General features: G+C 62.7%; 15 protein-coding genes. 11 read left to right on the top strand and 4 right to left on the bottom strand.

Annotated features, from left to right (window positions below; genetic code table 11):
* Nucleotides 1-58: 58 nt before the first annotated feature.
* The 5 genes from AC3WLP_RS01955 (at nucleotide 59) to AC3WLP_RS01975 (ending at nucleotide 6,584) form a co-directional block, all read left to right on the top strand.
* A complete protein-coding gene (locus AC3WLP_RS01955) occupies nucleotides 59-2,020 on the top strand; it encodes a DNA topoisomerase III (protein WP_088512488.1) in 1,962 nt (653 codons plus the stop codon).
* A gap of 192 nt (nucleotides 2,021-2,212) precedes the next feature.
* Entirely contained in the window at nucleotides 2,213-3,502 is a 1,290-nt protein-coding gene (locus AC3WLP_RS01960; protein ID WP_014755958.1) for an NAD(P)/FAD-dependent oxidoreductase, read from the top strand.
* A gap of 185 nt (nucleotides 3,503-3,687) precedes the next feature.
* The gene (locus AC3WLP_RS01965) at nucleotides 3,688-4,518 is read left to right on the top strand and encodes an alpha/beta fold hydrolase (RefSeq protein WP_088512489.1); all 831 of its coding nucleotides are present in this window, start codon (nucleotides 3,688-3,690) and stop codon (nucleotides 4,516-4,518) included.
* Nucleotides 4,519-4,822: 304 nt separating this feature from the next.
* Nucleotides 4,823-5,659, top strand: a complete 837-nt coding sequence (locus AC3WLP_RS01970; RefSeq protein ID WP_235784387.1) for an RHS repeat-associated core domain-containing protein — start codon at nucleotides 4,823-4,825, stop codon at nucleotides 5,657-5,659.
* A 145-nt stretch (nucleotides 5,660-5,804) separates the two neighbouring features.
* Nucleotides 5,805-6,584 carry a TSUP family transporter gene (locus AC3WLP_RS01975; RefSeq protein WP_012051814.1) on the top strand — a complete coding sequence of 260 codons (780 nt, stop codon included), beginning with the start codon at nucleotides 5,805-5,807 and terminating at the stop codon, nucleotides 6,582-6,584.
* Between the two features lie 68 nt (nucleotides 6,585-6,652).
* On the opposite strand, the gene nudC is transcribed toward AC3WLP_RS01975, so the two are convergent.
* Nucleotides 6,653-7,483, bottom strand: a complete 831-nt coding sequence (gene nudC / locus AC3WLP_RS01980) for an NAD(+) diphosphatase (RefSeq protein ID WP_012051813.1) — start codon at nucleotides 7,481-7,483, stop codon at nucleotides 6,653-6,655.
* 36 nt (nucleotides 7,484-7,519) lie between these two features.
* On the bottom strand, nucleotides 7,520-8,332 hold the full coding sequence (locus tag AC3WLP_RS01985) for a crotonase/enoyl-CoA hydratase family protein (RefSeq protein ID WP_017148216.1): 813 nt from the start codon (nucleotides 8,330-8,332) through the stop codon (nucleotides 7,520-7,522).
* 150 nt (nucleotides 8,333-8,482) lie between these two features.
* On the opposite strand from AC3WLP_RS01985, the gene nhaB reads away from it, so the two are divergent.
* The 3 genes from nhaB to AC3WLP_RS02000 all read left to right on the top strand — a co-directional run bounded on the left by nhaB (nucleotide 8,483) and on the right by AC3WLP_RS02000 (nucleotide 11,724).
* Nucleotides 8,483-9,985 (top strand): sodium/proton antiporter NhaB, encoded by a 1,503-nt coding sequence (nhaB, locus tag AC3WLP_RS01990; protein ID WP_003251254.1) that lies wholly within the window; start codon nucleotides 8,483-8,485, stop codon nucleotides 9,983-9,985.
* A 146-nt stretch (nucleotides 9,986-10,131) separates the two neighbouring features.
* Nucleotides 10,132-10,677 (top strand): lipocalin family protein, encoded by a 546-nt coding sequence (locus AC3WLP_RS01995; RefSeq protein WP_003251256.1) that lies wholly within the window; start codon nucleotides 10,132-10,134, stop codon nucleotides 10,675-10,677.
* A gap of 87 nt (nucleotides 10,678-10,764) precedes the next feature.
* The gene (locus AC3WLP_RS02000; protein WP_060537617.1) at nucleotides 10,765-11,724 is read left to right on the top strand and encodes a ribonuclease Z; all 960 of its coding nucleotides are present in this window, start codon (nucleotides 10,765-10,767) and stop codon (nucleotides 11,722-11,724) included.
* Here the strand turns inward: AC3WLP_RS02000 and AC3WLP_RS02005 are convergent.
* Nucleotides 11,721-13,004, bottom strand: coding sequence for a Zn-dependent hydrolase (locus AC3WLP_RS02005; RefSeq protein WP_014860802.1), 1,284 nt, complete (start codon nucleotides 13,002-13,004; stop codon nucleotides 11,721-11,723). The genes AC3WLP_RS02000 and AC3WLP_RS02005 overlap by 4 nt on opposite strands.
* A 49-nt stretch (nucleotides 13,005-13,053) precedes the next feature.
* Nucleotides 13,054-14,544, bottom strand: a complete 1,491-nt coding sequence (locus tag AC3WLP_RS02010; RefSeq protein WP_047604814.1) for an NCS1 family nucleobase:cation symporter-1 — start codon at nucleotides 14,542-14,544, stop codon at nucleotides 13,054-13,056.
* Between the two features lie 343 nt (nucleotides 14,545-14,887).
* Between AC3WLP_RS02010 and hydA the strand changes: the two genes are divergently transcribed.
* The 3 genes from hydA (at nucleotide 14,888) to preA (ending at nucleotide 19,151) form a co-directional block, all read left to right on the top strand.
* A complete protein-coding gene (gene hydA / locus AC3WLP_RS02015; protein WP_017148215.1) occupies nucleotides 14,888-16,327 on the top strand; it encodes a dihydropyrimidinase in 1,440 nt (479 codons plus the stop codon).
* Between the two features lie 181 nt (nucleotides 16,328-16,508).
* Nucleotides 16,509-17,876, top strand: coding sequence for an NAD(P)-dependent oxidoreductase (locus AC3WLP_RS02020; RefSeq protein WP_014755954.1), 1,368 nt, complete (start codon nucleotides 16,509-16,511; stop codon nucleotides 17,874-17,876).
* On the top strand, nucleotides 17,877-19,151 hold the full coding sequence (gene preA / locus AC3WLP_RS02025) for an NAD-dependent dihydropyrimidine dehydrogenase subunit PreA (RefSeq protein WP_088512490.1): 1,275 nt from the start codon (nucleotides 17,877-17,879) through the stop codon (nucleotides 19,149-19,151).
* The last annotated feature ends 25 nt before the right edge of the window (nucleotides 19,152-19,176 follow it).

Raw genomic sequence — 19,176 nt, forward strand, 5'->3', positions numbered from 1 at the left:
CCTCTGCGCCCCCGCTTGCGCATCCTATGGCCCACCACCCCGATGAAGCGTCCCGGCCATGCGCCTGTTCCTCTGTGAAAAACCCTCCCAGGCAAAAGACATTGCCAAAGTGCTCGGCGCCAACCGCAAAGGCGACGGCTGCTGGCAAGGCACCGATATCTGCGTCACCTGGTGCATTGGCCACCTGCTGGAAACCGCCCCGCCCGACAGCTATGACGAACGTTACAAGCGCTGGAACCTGGCCGACCTGCCGATCATTCCAGACAAGTGGAAGATGCTGGTAAAGCCCAAGACCGCCAGCCAGTTCAAGGCGGTCAAACGTCTGCTCGGTGAAGCGCGGGAGCTGGTGATTGCCACCGACGCCGACCGCGAAGGCGAAATGATTGCCCGCGAACTGGTCGAGCACTGCCGCTACCGAGGCCCGGTGCAGCGCCTGTGGCTGTCGGCGCTGGATGACGCCTCCATCCGCAAGGCCCTGGCGCGCCTGCTGCCAGGCCACGAGACGTTCAACCTGTACCACTCGGCGCTGGGCCGCTCGCGCGCCGACTGGCTGATCGGCATGAACATGAGCCGGCTGTTCACCTTGCTGGGCCGCCAATCCGGCTACCAGGGTGTGCTGCCGGTAGGCCGCGTGCAAACGCCGACCTTGCGCCTGGTGGTCGACCGCGACCGCAGCATCGCCAACTTCGTGCCAGTGCCGTTCTGGGCCATCGACGTACAGCTGGAACACGCCGGCCAACGCTTCAATGCCCAATGGCGCGCCCCCGAAGACGTCTGCGATGACCAAGGCCGCTGCCTGAAGCAAGACCTGGCACAGCGGGCCGCCACCGACATCGGCCATGCCGGCACTGCCCGAGCGGTAAAGGTAGCGACCGAGCGTGTGCGCGAAGCAGCACCGCTGCCCTTCGACCTTGGCACCCTGCAGGAGCTGTGCTCGAAAAAGTTCGGCCTCGGCGCCCAGGAAACCCTCGACATTGCCCAGGCACTGTACGAAACACACAAGCTGATCACCTACCCGCGCAGCGATTGCGGCTATTTGCCACAAAGCCAGCACGCCGAGGCACCCGCCATCCTCGCCGCCCTGCAACGGGCCGATGCCAGCCTGGCACCGCTGCAGCCCTACCTGGAGCCGCAACGCCGCTCGCGGGCGTGGAACGACGCCAAAGTCAGCGCTCACCATGGCATCATCCCCACCGCCGCCGCCAGTGACCCCTCGCGCCTGCCGGCCAAGCACAAGGCCGTGTATACCCTGATCCGCGCCCGCTATCTGGCGCAGTTCCTGCCCAACCATGAGTACGACCGCACCCAGGCCGACTTCGACTGCGCCGGTCATGCGCTGCGTGCTGTAGGCAAGCAGATCGTCGAGCCGGGCTGGCGCCGCGCCTTGCCCGAGGCGCTGACCCCGGCCAAAGGCCGCGAGGCACCACCGGCCCAGGTGCTGCCGGCGCTTCGCGAAGGCCAGGACTGCAACGTACACAGCCTGCAACTGAAAGACCTGTGGACCCAGCCACCCAAACCGTTTACCGAAGGCGACCTGATCAAGGCGATGAAAAACGTGGCCAAGCTGGTGGATGACCCTCGGCTGAAGCAGAAGCTCAAGGAAACCACCGGCATCGGCACCGAAGCCACCCGCGCCAGCATTATCCAGGGCCTGCTCGACCGCGGTTACCTGGTAAAGAACGGCAAGGCGCTGTCGGCCACACCTGCGGCCTTCAGCCTGATCGACGCCGTTCCCCGCGCCATTGCCGACCCCGGCACCACGGCGATCTGGGAGCAGGCGCTGGACATGGTGCAAAGCGGCGAGATGCCCCTGGAAGAGTTCGTCGCCCGGCAATCAGCGTGGATGGGCAAGCTGGTCGAGCGTTGCAGCGGCATGCGCATGACCATCAGCGGGCCAGCGGCCGGGGCGGCCCCGCCCTGGAAGAAGAAACGTCGCGGTGGAGGTGGGAAAAGCAAAGCGGCCGGAAACAAGGCAACTCCGAGCAAGCCACGGCAGCCGCGGAAAAAGGCAACGTCCTGAAAATTACGCCTTCTCACGTCCGGTCTCTCTGCGCGTGCCCCCTGTAGGAGCGGGTTCACCCGCGAAGAGGCCAGCCCAGGCAACACATTAACCACAGGCAAACCACAAACCCCGACCAACACATTGGCAGCGTGAAATTTAACTGCTAACTTTTCATGAAAATAAACATAATAATTTTCACGGAAATCCCGCATGTTCAAACAATCCGCCCAGCACGTCGCCAGTTACTACGCCCAGACCTACCCCGCCAACATCCCATTACGCCCTACCCTGCAAGGCACTCAGGACACCGATGTGCTGATCATCGGCGCCGGTTTCAGCGGCCTGCACACTGCCCTGCGGCTGACCCAGGCCGGCAAGCGCGTAACGCTGCTGGAAGCCAGCCGGGTTGCCTGGGCGGCCTCCGGACGCAACGGTGGCCAGGCCCTGTTGGGCTGGTCGTGCGACATGCCGCCGCTGGAGCAGGCCCTTGGCATCGAACGCACCCAACGGCTATGGGCCAGCATGTGCTGGGCCGCCGACGAGATGCGCGAATTGCCTCAACGCCACGGTTTCGACATCGACTACCGGCAGGGCAGCCTGTGGACTGCGGTATTGCCACGCCGGGTGAAAATGCTCGAAGAGGCCCTGCATGATGCCGAGCATAAATGGGGTTACGACGCCCTGCGCCTGATTGGCCGTGACGAGTTGCCGCAATGGATCGACAGCCCGCGCTACCAGGCCGCGCTGTACGACGCCAAAGGTGCCCACCTCAACCCGCTGAAACTGGCACAGGGCCTGGCCAATACCATCGAGGCTGCCGGCGGGCAAATCTACGAACAGAGCCAGGTGCTCAGCTACCAGCAGGCTCGCGACGGCTATGTCGCCCGTACCGACCGTGGCGAAGTTCGCTGCCAGGTATTGGTGCTGGCCTGCAACGCCTACATCGACCGCCTTGACCGCAGCCTGTCGCGTCGCCTGTTACCAGTCGGTTCCTACCAGGTCGCCACTGCGCCTCTGGATGCCGACTTCGCCCATTCGTTACTACCTCGCAACAGTTGTGTGATCGACAACCAGTTCGTACCCGACTACTTTCGCCTCACCCCGGACCACCGCCTGCTGTTCGGTGGCGGCTGCACTTACCTGGGCGGCATTCCCAAGGACGTCGCCAGCGCCACCCGCCCGTACCTGGAGCGGGTATTCCCGCAACTGGCCGGGGTGGCCATCGACTATGCCTGGGGCGGCCATATCGATTGCAGCATCAAGCGCACCCCGGACGTCGGCCGCGAGGGCCAGCGCTACTGGCTGCAGGGTTTCTCCGGCCATGGCGTTCTGCCGACCCTGGCGGCGGCGCGTGCGGTCAGCGATGCCATTCTCGGCGATGAAGACCTGTTGGCGCTGTACCAAGGCATCGACAACGGCCGCTTCCCCGGTGGCGACCTGCTGGCTGCACCTTTGGAAGCTGCGGCAAAGGCCTGGTACCGCATGCGCGACCGCGTCTGAAGGGCATGAGTGTGGGCCTCTTCGCGGGTGAACCCGCTCCTGCGCATTCAAAATCCATGAGATCCCTGTAGGAGCGGGTTCACCCGCGAAGAGGCCCGCACACACAACACAACTTCCTGATACCCGCCAAAATTCCTCCTATTCTCAATAGCTCCCTTCGCTTCCTGCACCCAGGAGACACGACCATGAGCTATGTAACCACGAAGGACGGCGTACAGATTTTCTACAAGGACTGGGGCCCGCGCGATGCGCCGGTGATCCACTTCCACCACGGCTGGCCGCTCAGTGCCGATGACTGGGACGCGCAGATGCTGTTCTTCCTCGCCCAGGGTTACCGCGTGGTCGCCCACGACCGGCGGGGCCATGGCCGCTCCAGCCAGGTATGGGACGGCCACGACATGGACCACTATGCCGACGACGTAGCCGCCGTGGTCGCCCACCTGGGCACCCAGGGCGCCGTGCATGTCGGCCACTCGACCGGCGGCGGCGAAGTGGTGCGCTACATGGCACGGCACCCTGAAGACAAGGTGGCCAAGGCCGTGCTGATCGCAGCCGTACCCCCTTTGATGGTGCAAACCCCCGGCAACCCCGGAGGCCTGCCCAAGTCGGTATTCGACGGTTTCCAGGCCCAGGTTGCCAGCAACCGGGCGCAGTTCTACCGGGATGTGCCAACAGGGCCGTTCTACGGCTACAACCGCCCTGGGGCCGAAGCCAGCGAAGGCATCATCGGCAACTGGTGGCGCCAAGGCATGATCGGCAGTGCAAAGGCCCATTACGATGGCATCGTGGCGTTTTCCCAGACCGATTTCACCGAGGACCTCAAGGGCATCCAGCAGCCGGTGCTGGTGATGCACGGCGACGATGACCAGATCGTGCCCTATGAAAATTCCGGGGTACTGTCGGCCAGGCTGCTGCCCAACGGCACGCTAAAAACCTACAAAGGCTACCCGCATGGCATGCCCACCACCCATGCCGATGTGATCAATGCGGATTTGCTGGCGTTTATCCGTAGTTGATGCTTTCGCCTGTACCGGCCCTTTCGCGGGTAAACCCGCTCCTACAGGTCCTCCACCGTCCTCAAGACCTGTGCAGTACCTGTAGGAGCGGGTTTACCCGCGAAAGGGCCGGTACAAGCAACACACTTATGTGGTGTCTGTATGCAACTGGCAAATCTACCAGTTGCGCGCCTGCCTATTTTGTTCGAGGGTAGTCTCAATTGACCATTCCCACGCCAGCAGGTTGACCATGTCACAAAACAGGAAGCAATGCTTATTTTACAAAAATGACCACCTGTCTTCGAAAATTGACAGCGGACGTTCCGTGACAGTGTTTTCCATCTCAAACATTCCTCTGGCGGAACACTCAACCGAAACACTATTACTGGCAACAGACTCACGTAACTCCATAGCAAGGCGCTCTTATCGCAGCGGCACTTGCAACCTGACCTACACCGCTTACGGGTACAGCGTTACAGCTCATATGATGGGATTCACCGGACAACGCTTCGATGACGTCACAAACTGCTACCTCCTTGGTAACGGTTATCGCGCCTTTAGTCCGAGATTAGCTCGATTTTATTCAGCAGACAGCCTCAGCCCGTTTACAAAACACACACATAACGCCTATGCCTATTGCCTGGGTGACCCAGTAAATTACCACGACCCTTCGGGACATATGTTACGCCGCCTCAATACAATGTGGAATAGCGTAAAGAATAAGTTCGTGAAGCCCAGGATTCATTACATCAACAAAGCAAGGGAAGCAATCACGAATTTCCCCAACCTCGAACAATACTCCACTATCGTTGACAGTCCAAACGTAACCCAAGACACCCTCCAGATGATCTACAAGCTTCCGAAGATGGACGCCATGCTTGCTGAGCTTAGAGACACAGCAGTCCTTAACTGGCGTTTCAAGAAAGGCAATATTGAAGGCCCCATCATTCAAGACTTTGACTATCTCAAGCATTTGGACATAGACGGACAACTTGCCTACATAGGACTAGTGGAAAAGAGCCATAAGTATAGAGCCCAGTTGAACAACTTAGCATTCGCGTCCCAGCAAACCGCCAAAAGGCATTCGAGCATTCAATTACCCGCTACGTCACCTGATCTATCACATCCAGCCACTCTCAGATCAGTGAGGCGAGGGTCATAAAGACACTAACCTGAACGAGCACGTCTGCATCGGGTTTGAAACAAGTAAACGGCTTGAAACACTGACAGCCTCAGGGACGAGAGATTATCATGGCCGATTATCAGTCCATTTGCCGCAATCCGGCCCTTCAGCTTGAAAGCCTCCCATGCCCTTCGAACTCACCGTAGAACCCCTAACCCTACTCATCCTGGCGCTGGTCGCCTTCGTCGCCGGATTCATCGACGCCATCGCCGGTGGCGGGGGCCTGCTCACCACCCCGGCCCTGCTCACCGCCGGCATGCCACCGCACCTGGTGCTGGGCACCAACAAGCTCAGTTCCACCTTCGGCTCGGCCACCGCAAGTTTCACTTACTACAAACGCAAACTGTTCCATCCGGCGCAGTGGCGCCCGGCATTGTTCGCCACCCTGACCGGGGCGTTGCTCGGCGCCGTCATCGCCCACTACATGCCAGCCGAATGGCTGAACAAGATGCTGCCAGTGATCGTCTTCGCCTGTGGCATCTACCTGTTGTTCGGCGGCACGCCCAAGGCGCCGCTGGATGCCGATGCTCCGATCAAGAAAAAGTGGCAAGTCCCGCAAGGCTTCACCCTGGGCTTCTACGACGGCGTAGCCGGCCCGGGTACCGGGGCGTTCTGGACGGTCAGTACCCTGCTGCTGTACCCCATCGACCTGGTACGCGCCAGCGGCGTGGCGCGCAGCATGAACTTCGTCAGCAACATCGCGGCGCTGACGGTGTTCATCATTTCCGGGCAGGTGGACTACATCGTCGGCCTGTGCATGGGCCTGTCGGTGATGGTCGGCGCCTTTTTCGGCGCACGCACTGCGATCAGCGGCGGCAGCAAGTTCATCCGCCCAGTGTTCATCACCGTGGTGCTGGCGTTGACCGTGCGCTTAGCGTGGCAACACTGGTTCGGGCAGGCCTGAGGGGCTTTGGCAATGGAATGACCATTGCCTGCGCCCTGCGCCTAGTCGGAGCACATTGTTCACTGCAGCTAGGACGGGAAAGCAGGGATATCACAGCCCAGCCGCCGCGCAACATACAGGTCGATCAGGTACCGGGCGATGGACCGCCCGGCCGGCAGCGGCGGCAGGTCGTGGACACTGAACCACTTGGCGTCCTCGATCTCGTCCGGCTGCATGACAATCTCGCCCCCGGCATACTCGGCATGGAAACCCAGCATCATCGAATGCGGGAACGGCCAGCACTGGCTGCCGACGTACTGGATGTTCCGCACCTCCACCGCCACTTCTTCGCGCACTTCGCGCACCAGGCAGTCTTCGGCCGATTCACCCGGCTCGGCAAAACCTGCCAAGGTGCTGTACACCCCGGTAACGAAGCGTGGCGAACGCGCCAGCAGGATTTCATCACCGCGGGTCACCAGCACGATCATGCTGGGTGAAATGCGCGGATAGCTGCGCAGGTCGCAGGGCTGGCAGTACATCGCCCGCTCCCAGCGAATTTGCGTCATCGCCTGGCCGCAACTGCCGCAGAAGCGATGCTCGCGCGCCCAGGTACCGATTTGTGCGGCATAGCCCAGCACCTTGTAGGTGTCGAAGTCGCCTTCGAGCATGAACGCACGCAGGCCGCGCCAGCTGCAGCCAGGCACATCAGTGGCGCTGCGCAGTTCCAGCAGGAACACCGGCTGGCCGTCAAAGTGGCCGATGCCGTGCTCGCACAGCACGTCGAGGTCCTGGCGCTTGAGCCAGTCGCGGGGGAACAGCGCGCCGTTGGCGTCCACCAGAAACCCTTCAGGGCTGCGGGCCACGGCCAGCCCCCCGGTCATCTGTGGGTCGAGTACTGCAGTAGTCCAGCGTGCTGACATGTCGGGGGTTCCTTTACTGCGCGTCCCCCGGCCCGATCAGTCGGCGAACGTCGGTTTCTGTTTGCTCATGTGCGCCGCCACAGCCACGCGCAGGTCTTCGGACTGCAGCATTGCGGCGTTCCAGGTGGCAATGTAGTCCAGGCCATCGTCGATGCGATGGTCACGCATGTAGCTGAGCATTTCCTTGGTGCCGGCCACAGCGATCGGCGATTTTGCGGCAATCTCGCGGGCGATGGCAAAGACGCCGTCCATCAGTGCGGCCTGATCATCATAGACTCGGTTGACCAGGCCGATGCGCAGCGCCTCGTCGGCCTCGACATTGCGCCCGGTAAACGCCAGCTCCCGCATGATGCCGTCGCCAATGATGCGTGGCAAACGTTGCAATGTGCCAACATCGGCCGCCATACCCATGTCGATTTCCTTGATCGAGAACTGCGCGTCACTGCTGCAGTAGCGCATGTCGCACGCCGAGATGAGGTCGATGGCGCCGCCGATGCAGTAACCTTGCACGGCCGCCAGTACGGGTTTGCGGCACGTGTCCACTGCGTTGAACGAGGCCTGCAGCCGCTGGATGGTCTTGCGCAGGAAGCGTGCATTGCGGCCCACGTCCTTGCCCATCTGCCCAGCCAGCGAGGCCAGCATCATCAGGTCGATACCGGCGGAAAAGTGCTTGCCAGCGCCGCTGATCACCACCGCGCGCACGGCATCGGTGTCATCGATCCACTGGAAGATGTCGACGATTTCCTCCCAGAAGGCCGCATTCATCGCGTTGACCTTCTCTGGGCGATTGATCTGAACATGGGCGACGCTGTCGGTCAGTTCGACCTTTAATGCACTGTACTCGGTCACGGGCGGCACTCCTGCGGGCGAAAAGTTCATGGTCCGGATGTTAACTCATGCCGATGACCGTACTTGTGCCAAAAACGGGACTGTATGCCTTGCCTAAGGCGCAATGATCCGGCACCGTGCGCCATCGCTGAATCATAAGGATACATATTCATGTCGCGCTCCCTGACCGGCGCCCTCGCTCACGGTTTCCTGGGCCAGTCGCCGCTTTGGTACAAAGCGGTCATCTGCCTGTTCCTGGTGCTCAATCCGCTTCTGCTGGCAACCATTGGCCCGGCTGCAGCCGGGTGGGCGCTGGTAATCGAGTTCATCTTCACCCTGGGCATGGCGCTGAAGTGCTACCCGCTGATGCCCGGCGGATTGTTGCTGATCGAAGCCCTGCTGTTGCAGATGACCACGCCGCAGGCACTGTACGAAGAACTGCAGCACAACTTCCCGGTAATCCTGCTGCTGATGTTCATGGTCGCCGGTATCCATTTCATGAAGGAACTGCTGCTGTTCCTGTTCTCGCGCATTCTGCTGGGTGTGCGCTCGAAAGCCATGCTGTCGCTACTGTTCTGCGTACTGTCGGCATTCCTTTCGGCGTTTCTCGATGCGCTGACCGTGACGGCCGTGATCATCAGCGCCGCGGTCGGCTTTTATGCGGTCTACCATCGCGTGGCGTCCGGCGCCAACCCGCGTGAAGACAGCGCACTGGACAGCGACCAGCAAGTGGCGCAGTTACACCGTGACGACCTGAACCAGTTCCGCGCGTTCCTGCGCAGCTTGCTGATGCACGGCGCAGTGGGTACCGCCTTGGGTGGCGTGTGCACGCTGGTGGGCGAGCCGCAGAACCTGCTGATCGGCCACGAGATGGGCTGGCACTTCGCTGACTTCTTCCTCAAGGTGGCGCCCGTGTCGATACCGGTGCTGGGTGCCGGCCTGCTGACCTGCGTGTTGCTGGAGAAGCTGCGCCTGTTCGGCTACGGCACGCTGATGCCTGAGACAGTGCGCCAGGTACTGGCTGCCTATGCCGCCGAGGACGATGCCGCACGTACCCAGGCCCAGCGCATCGCGCTGTGGGTACAAGGGCTTGCTGCCCTGATCCTGATCATCTGCCTGGGGCTGCATGTGGCCGAGGTCGGCCTGATCGGCCTGATGGTGATCGTACTGATCACGGCCTTCACCGGCATCACCGACGAGCACCGCCTGGGCCGTGCCTTCCAGGACGCCATGCCATTCACTTCGCTGTTGGTGGTGTTCTTTGCCGTGGTCGCGGTGATTCATCAGCAACAATTGTTCAGCCCATTGATCAGCTGGGTGCTGACGCTGCCGGCCGAACAGCAACCGGGCATGCTGTATCTGGCCAACGGTTTGCTGTCGGCGATCAGCGACAATGTGTTCGTTGCCACCATCTACATCACCGAAGTGAAGCAGGCATTTCTCAACGGCAGCATGAGCCGCGAGCATTTCGAAACACTGGCGGTGGCGATCAACACCGGCACCAACCTGCCAAGCGTGGCGACGCCGAACGGGCAGGCGGCGTTCCTGTTCCTGCTGACCTCGGCCATTGCGCCGCTGATCCGGCTGTCGTATGGACGGATGGTGTGGATGGCGCTGCCCTATACCGTGGTGATGGGCGGGTTGGGATGGTGGGCGGTGACGTACTGGCTGTGAGGCAGGCCTGTGCGGACCTGTGCGGGCCCTTTCGCGGGTAAAACCGCTCCTGCACGGGTTTACCCGCAGGCAATATCGTCTACAACTTTTTCCCCGCACAGGCGTCGAAACACAGGTACGCCCCATCCGCTCCAAGGAGGTCACCCATGGCGCTGCGCACTACACTGCTGCTTTCCTGCATGACCCTGGCCCTGCTCGGCTGCGCCGGCAACGATCACCCGGCACCGCCGCGCACCCAGCAGGTCGACTTGCAACGCTACCAGGGCACTTGGTATGAACTGGCGCGACTGCCGATGTTCTTCCAGCGTAACTGCGTGAAGTCCGAGGCGCGCTATGGCTTGCGCGAGGACGGCCGTATCGATGTAACCAACCGCTGCCAGGAAAAGGACGGCCAGTGGAATGAAGCCAAGGGCATCGCCGAGGCTCAGCAACCGGGCAGTACCGACAAGCTGTGGGTGCGCTTCGACAACTGGTTCAGCCGCCTGGCACCGGGCCTGACCAAGGGCGAGTACTGGGTGCTGTACCACGACAAGGACTACCGCGTGGCACTGGTCGGCCACCCCAACCGCGAGTACCTGTGGCTGCTTTCGCGCACGCCAGCGGTCACCGACCAGCAGCGCGAGCAACTGCTGACAATCGCCCGAGAGCAAGGGTATGACACCAGCAAGCTCATCTGGCGACAGGATAACTAGCGGGCCGTCGACGGCGGGTGGCAATCCGGCTAAGGTGTGCGCCCCGTATCACCTTGGCCGCTTCTGGCCTGAAACAGGAGCCTGAGCATGGACCTGCTGTTCCTCGGCACCTCCGCCGGGGTGCCCACCAAGGCACGCAATGTCAGCGCCACTGCCGTGATCGAAGCCAGTGGCAGCCACTGGTATCTGGTCGATTGCGGCGAAGGCACCCAGCACCGCCTGCTGCACACCCCGCTTTCGATCCGCGACCTGCGCGCGATCTTCATCACCCACGTGCATGGTGACCATTGCTTCGGCCTGCCCGGCCTGCTGGCCAGCGCGGGCATGAGCGGACGCACCCAGCCGCTGGAAGTGATCCTGCCCGCCGTACTGCACGATTGGGTACGCCAGGGCCTGATTGCCAGCGACACCTTCCTGCCGTTCGAGCTACGCCTGTTGCCCGTGGAAGCGCTGATCGCATGGCGCAGCGAGACCCTGCAGGTGACCACCGTGCAACTGTCGCACCGGGTGCCCAGCGTGGGTTTCGTATTCACCGAAATCAACCCTGAGCCACGCCTGGACATCCAGCGCCTGGACGCCGAGGGCATACCGCGTGGTCCGCTGTGGGGCGAGCTGGCCAAGGGGTTGACCGTGACGTTCAACGGGCAACTGCTGAACGGCAACGACTACCTGCGCCCTTCGCGTCCGCCCCAGCGGGTGATCGTGTGCGGGGACAACGACAAACCAGCGCTGCTGGCAGCCGTCGCCAGGGGGGCGGATGTACTGGTGCACGAAGCCACCTTCACCCAGGCGGTGGTCGAACGCACCGGGGGCACGTTCGGCCACAGCACCGCCGCTGAGGTGGCACGCTTTGCCGAGGCCGCTGGCGTGCGCAACCTGGTACTGACGCATTTCAGCGCCCGCTACCAGAACGACCCACGGCGCAGCCCGCACATCGACACCGTGCGCGACGAGGCCCTCGCCCATTACAGCGGGCAGTTGACCCTGGCGCAGGACCTGCAGCGCTATCACCTTGGCCGTAACGGCCTTCTTGAGGCCAGTGCCTAGGCCGCCAGCCGCCCGCTGGCAATTGCCTCCGACGCCGCCAGCATCGCCCGCAACAACACTGCGCAGCCCGCCGCCAGGTCATCGGGCGTGGCGTTCTCGATCTCGTTATGGCTGATGCCGTTTTCGCACGGCACGAAAATCATCCCCGCCGGCCCCAGCTCGGCCAGGAAGATCGCGTCATGCCCCGCCCCACTGACGATGTCCATGTGCGGCAGGCCCAACGCCTTGGCCGACTCGCGTACGGCGTCGACACAGCCTTTGTCGAAGTAAAGCGCCGGGAAGTCTGCCGTGGGCACCAGCTCATGGCTCAGGCCATGCTTGGTACAGGTCGCCTCGATCACCCCGCGCACATCGGCAATCATCGCATTCAACTGCTCGCCCTCCAGGTGGCGGAAGTCGAGGGTCATGCGCACTTCGCCCGGGATCACGTTACGCGAGCCCGGGTACGCCTGAAGGCAACCCACCGTGCCGCAAGCGTGGGGCTGGTGGGCAAGCGCCGTGCGGTTGACCGCCTCTACCACAGCGGCTGCCCCCACCAGGGCGTCCTTGCGCAGGTGCATCGGCGTAGGGCCGGCATGGGCTTCAACACCGCGCAGGGTCAGGTCGAACCACTTCTGGCCCAGCGCGCCGAGGACCACGCCGATGGTCTTGGCCTGGTCCTCAAGGATAGGACCCTGCTCGATATGCGCTTCGAAATACGCCCCCACCGGGTGCCCCGACACGGCACGCGGACCGGCGTAGCCAATGGTGTTCAACGCTTCGCCAACGCTGACACCCTGGGCATCGCGCTTGGCCAGGGTGTCTTCCAGGGTGAACTTGCCGGCGAACACCCCTGAACCCATCATGCACGGCGCAAAACGCGAACCTTCTTCGTTGGTCCACACCACCACTTCGAGCGGCGCGTCGGTTTCCACGCCCAGGTCGTTGAGGGTACGGATCACCTCCAGCCCGGCCATCACCCCGAAGCAGCCATCGAACTTGCCGCCGGTGGGCTGGGTGTCGATATGGCTACCGGTCATCACCGGCGGCAGCTTGGGGTTACGGCCCGGACGGCGGGCGAATATGTTGCCGACAGCGTCGATGCTGACCGAGCAACCGGCCGCCTCGCACCACTGCACGAACAGATCGCGGGCCTGGCGGTCGAGGTCGGTCAAGGCCAGGCGGCAGACACCCCCCTTGGCGGTGGCGCCGAGCCGGGCCAGGTCCATCAGCGACTGCCACAGGCGGGTGCTGTCGACGTGACGGGCGTTGGTCTTCAGGATCTCTTTGACGGGGGTCACGGGCTTCTCCTTCAGGCTTCTTATTGTTTGTACGGGCCTCTTCGAGGCCTCAAGGCAAGGGTTTGACCAACCGCACCGGGTTGCGTGCCGCCAAACCGCCAAGCGCGGCGTACAGTGCACCGCCCAGCAACGAGCCGGTGAACCAGCCATAGTCGTAGAACCAGCTGAAACTGCTGTTGCCAATCGCCATTACCGTCAGCCCTACTGGCAAGGCGAAAGCGGCAAAACCGGCCCAGTTCCACGCGGGATACACGTCATCGCGGTATAGCCCGGCCAGGTCCAGCTTCTGCCGCCGGATCAGGAAGTAGTCCACCACCATGATGCCGGCAATGGGCCCCAACAAGCTGGAATAGCCCAGCAGCCAGTTGGAATACACGCTCTCCAGGCTAAGGTCGGAGACAATCAGGCCCAGTTTCTTCAGCAGTTCATGCCCCATCAACGCCAGGCCGATAAAGCCGGTCAGCCATACCGCGCGGCTTCGGCCGATCAGGCGTGGGGCAATGTTCTGGAAGTCATTGGTGGGCGACACAATGTTCGCCGCGGTGTTGGTCGACAGCGTGGCAATCACGATCAGCGCCATGGCCAGGGCCACCCAGAACGGGCTTTGAATTTTGCCGATCAGGGTGACCGGGTCGGACACCGTCTCGCCCACCAGCGACGCCGAAGCGGCGGTCAGCACCACACCCAGCGCAGCAAACAGGAACATGGTCAGCGGCAGGCCGAAGATCTGCCCGAGAATCTGGTCCTTCTGGCTGCGGGCGTAGCGGCTGAAGTCGGGAATGTTCAGCGACAGTGTGGCCCAGAAGCCGACCATGGCCGTAAGCCCGGCGCAGAAGTAACTGACCACGCTCGCCCCTTCTGGGCGCTTGGGCGGCTGTGCCAACAGTTCGGTCATCGACATGTGCGGCAAGGCCCAGAACAGCAGACCGACGCCCACCGCCACCAGCAGCGGTGCCGACAGCGTTTCCAGCCACTTGATCGACTCGGCGCCGCGCAGCACCACCCACAGGTTCAGGCACCAGAAGATCATGAAGCCAATCACCTCGCCTGTCCCGCCCAGCGCCTTCCAGCCGTCGAAGACCGAACCCAGGAACAGGTGAATGGCCAGCCCGCCGAACATGGTCTGGATACCGAACCAACCACAGGCCACCACCGCGCGGATCAGGCACGGTACGTTGGAGCCGAGAATGCCGAACGACGAACGCAGCAGCACCGGAAACGGGATGCCGTACTTGGTACCGGGAAAGGCATTGAGGGTAAGCGGTATCAGCACGATAACGTTGGCCAGCAGGATCGCCAGCAGCGCTTCGCCAACACTGAGGCCGAAGTAGGCGGTAAGGACACCGCCGAGGGTGTAGGTGGGTACGCAGATGGACATCCCCACCCACAGGGCGGTGATGTGCCATTTGTTCCAGGTGCGCTGGTGCACCTTGGTCGGTGCTATGTCGGGGTTGTAGCGCGGGCTGTCGAGGACATCGCTGCCCTCGGACAGCTCGAACAGGCCATCTTGCTCGACCACTTCCGATCTGCTCTGTTGCATAGGCCCTTCTCCAGTTTTTCTTCTATTTTTCGCTCATCAGGCTGATTCGATGACCGGAGTTCGCACGCGGAATTGTGCTTAGAAATCTCGACCAGATTTTCATCTTGTCAAGTTAGTCAAACACCCTGAAAACCCCATCGCCCATTCGCGCGTTAATTTTTTCCTTTAAATATCAGTAACTTAAAAACCACAGATTTAATGGGAAAATTTTCTTGCTGAATCCAGAATCAGCATCTAGCCTCGAATCTTGTCAGGTCTGACAGGATTGACCGCCCTGCCCGCCCTGGCATCCATGACAATGCAAAGAACCGGCCAAGACCGGTCAGCCTGCGAGGAAAACGGCATGTCCCTGTTGATCCGTGGCGCCACCGTGGTTACCCACGAAGAGCGTTATCCCGCCGATGTCCTGTGTGCCGATGGCCTGATCCGTGCCATCGGGCAAAACCTCGAACCGCCCACCGACTGCGAGATCCTCGACGGCAGCGGCCAGTACCTGATGCCCGGCGGCATCGACCCGCACACCCACATGCAGTTGCCGTTCATGGGCACTGTGGCCAGCGAGGACTTCTTCAGCGGCACCGCTGCGGGCCTGGCTGGCGGCACCACCTCGATCATCGACTTCGTCATTCCCAACCCGCAGCAGTCGTTGCTGGAGGCCTTCCACACCTGGCGTGGCTGGGCGCAGAAAAGCGCCAGCGACTATGGCTTCCACGTCGCCATCACCTGGTGGAGCGAGCAGGTGGCCGAAGAGATGGGCGAGCTGGTGGCCAAGCACGGGGTGAACAGCTTCAAGCATTTCATGGCCTACAAAAATGCGATCATGGCCGCCGACGATACCCTGGTGGCCAGCTTCGAGCGTTGCCTGCAACTGGGCGCGGTGCCCACCGTGCATGCCGAAAACGGCGAGCTGGTGTACCACCTGCAGAAAAAACTGCTCGCCCAGGGCATGACCGGGCCGGAAGCCCACCCGCTGTCGCGCCCCTCGCAGGTGGAAGGCGAAGCGGCCAGCCGCGCCATCCGCATTGCCGAAACCCTCGGCACGCCGTTGTACCTGGTGCACATTTCCAGCCGCGAGGCACTGGATGAAATCGCCTATGCCCGGGGCAAGGGCCAGCCGGTGTATGGCGAGGTGCTGCCCGGCCACCTGCTGCTGGACGACAGTGTCTACCGTGACCCGGACTGGGCCACCGCCGCCGGTTATGTGATGAGCCCGCCGTTCCGCCCACGCGAGCACCAGGAGGCGCTGTGGCGCGGCTTGCAGTCAGGCAACCTGCACACCACTGCCACCGACCACTGCTGCTTCTGCGCCGAGCAGAAAGCCATGGGCCGCGACGACTTCAGCCGCATCCCCAACGGCACCGCCGGCATCGAAGACCGCATGGCGGTACTGTGGGATGCCGGGGTCAACAGCGGGCGTTTGTCGATGCACGAATTCGTCGCGCTGACCTCTACCAACACGGCGAAAATCTTCAACCTGTTCCCGCGCAAGGGCGCTATCCGCGTGGGTGCCGATGCCGACCTGGTGCTGTGGGACCCGCAGGGCACCCGCACCATCTCCGCCAAAACCCACCACCAGCAGGTGGACTTCAACATTTTTGAAGGCCGCACCGTGCGCGGCATCCCAAGCCACACCATCAGCCAGGGCAAGGTGCTCTGGGCCGATGGCGACCTGCGCGCCGAGCCGGGCGCGGGGCGCTATGTGGAACGGCCGGCGTACCCGGCGGTGTATGAGGTGCTGGGGCGCCGGGCCGAGCATCAGCGGCCGATGCCTGTTCAGCGCTGAAGCCACTGGGCTGCTGTGCAGCCCATCGCGACGCAAGGCCGCTCCCACAGGGATCGCGCCAGCTTTTAGAAATTGAGCAAGACAGTTGCTCCCACAAGGACCGCGATCGCCTGTGGGAGCGGCCCCAGAATCGACCGCAATACCTGTCGCCTGCACCAAAAAAAATAGAGAGGCTACAACCGTGACCAACGCCCTGAACCACTTGCCGCGCCCACGGGCCGGCGCCGACCAGTTGGCCGAGCGCTTCAGCGACCTGGCCCCACCCCTCACCGCGCGCCAGGCCGCCCTGGAAAGTGCACGCTGCCTGTACTGCTACGACGCCCCCTGCGTCAACGCTTGCCCCAGCGAGATCGACATCCCCTCGTTCATACACCGCATCAGTGACGAAAACCTGCAAGGCGCCGCCGAGCGCATTCTTTCGGCCAACATTCTGGGCGGTAGTTGCGCCCGCGTGTGCCCCACCGAAATCCTCTGTCAGCAAGCCTGCGTGCGCAACAATGCCCAGGAATGCGCGCCGGTGCTGATCGGCCAGTTGCAGCGTTACGCCTTGGACAACGCCCAGTTCAGCGCACACCCATTCAAGCGCTCGGCAACCACCGGCAAGCGTATCGCCGTGGTCGGCGCCGGCCCGGCAGGGCTGTCCTGCGCCCACCGCCTGGCCATGCACGGCCATGACGTGGTGGTGTTCGAGGCCTGCGACAAGGCCGGTGGCCTCAACGAGTACGGCATCGCCCGCTACAAGCTGGTAGACGACTATGCCCAGCGTGAAGTGGATTTCTTGTTGGGGATTGGCGGTATCGAAGTCCGCCATGGCCAGCGCCTGGGTGGCAACCTTAGCCTGGGCGAACTGCGCGATCAGTACGACGCGGTGTTCCTGGGCCTCGGCCTGAATGCCGTGCGCCAGCTAGGGCTGCCCGACGAGGAAGCACCCGGAGTGGTCGCCGCCACCGAATACATCCGCGAGCTACGCCAGGCCGATGACCTGAGCCAGCTCCCGTTGGCCGACCGCTGCCTGGTGATCGGTGCTGGCAACACGGCCATCGACATGGCTGTGCAGATGAGCCGTCTGGGGGCCCGCGACGTCAACCTGGTGTACCGCCGTGGCCACGCCGACATGGGCGCTACCGGCCACGAGCAGGACATTGCCAAGGCCAACCAGGTACGCCTGCACACCTGGGCCCGCCCTGATGCCGTGCTGCTGGACGACGCCGGCAGGGTCCGCGGCATGCGTTTTGCCCGCACCGAGCTGGCGGAAGGCCGCCTGCGCGATACCGGCGAAACCTTCGAGCTGGCTGCGGACGCCATCTTCAAGGCCATTGGCCAACGCTTTGACGATGCCAGCCTCGGCGACCCGGTGGCTGCGCAACTGGCCCGCGAGGGTGAGCGCATCCGCGTGGACGAAAACCTGCAGACCAGCCTGCCGGGCGTGTACGCAGGCGGCGACTGCACCGCACTGGGGCAGGACCTTACCGTGCAGGCCGTGCAACACGGCAAGCTGGCCGCCGAAGCCATCCATGCCCAACTCATGCTCAACGTGGAGGCAGCGTAAATGGCCGACTTGTCTATCGTATTTGCCGGCATCAAGGCACCCAACCCCTTCTGGCTGGCCTCCGCACCGCCAACCGACAAGGCCTACAACGTGGTCCGCGCCTTCGAGGCCGGCTGGGGCGGCGTGGTCTGGAAGACCCTGGGCGAAGACCCTGCGGCGGTCAACGTGTCGTCGCGCTACTCGGCGCACTATGGCCCCAACCGTCAGGTACAGGGGATCAACAATATCGAGTTGATCACCGACCGCTCACTGGACATCAACCTGCGTGAAATTACCCAGGTAAAGAAGGACTGGCCCGACCGCGCACTGATTGTGTCGCTGATGGTGCCGTGCATAGAGGAATCGTGGAAGTTCATCCTGCCGCTGGTGGAAGCCACCGGGGCTGATGGCATCGAGCTGAACTTCGGTTGCCCGCACGGAATGCCGGAGCGCGGCATGGGGGCGGCCGTCGGCCAGGTGCCGGAATATGTGGAAATGGTCACCCGCTGGTGCAAGACGTACTGCGCGCTGCCGGTGATCGTGAAGCTTACGCCAAACATCACCGATATCCGCCAGTCGGCCCGCGCCGCGCACCGGGGCGGGGCCGATGCGGTGTCGTTGATCAACACCATCAACTCCATCACCAGCGTCGACCTGGACCGCATGGTGGCCCACCCGATTGTCGGAGACCAGAGCACCCATGGCGGTTACTGCGGTTCGGCAGTGAAGCCGATTGCCTTGAACATGGTGGCGGAAATCGCCCGCGACCCGGAAACGCGGGGCTTGCCGATTTGTGGCATTGGCGGCATCGGCAACTGGCGTGACGCCGCCGAATTCATGGCCCTGGGCAGTGGCGCCGTGCAGGTGTGCACGGCAGCGATGCTGCATGGCTTCCGTATCGTCGAGGACATGCAGGACGGCCTGGCACGCTGGATGGACCAGCATGGGCATTCCACTATCGAAGCGTTCCGCGGGCAGGCGGTGGGGCATACCACCGACTGGAAATACCTGGACATCAACTACAAGTCGGTCGCGCACATTGACCAGGAGGCGTGCATTGGCTGCGGGCGCTGCCACATTGCGTGCGAGGACACCTCGCACCAGGCGATTGCCAGCACGCTGAAGGCTGACGGCACGCATGCCTACAGTGTGATCGAAGAGGAGTGCGTAGGCTGCAACCTGTGCCAGATCACCTGCCCGGTGGAAAACTGCATCGAAATGGAGGCACAGGACACCGGCAAGCCATACCTGAACTGGACGCAGGATCCGCGTAACCCCTACCGCGAGGCCAGTTGAAGCGGGTCACCGCCTGAACAGCTGA

The sequence above is a fragment of the Pseudomonas sp. FW305-E2 genome (assembly GCF_058782925.1).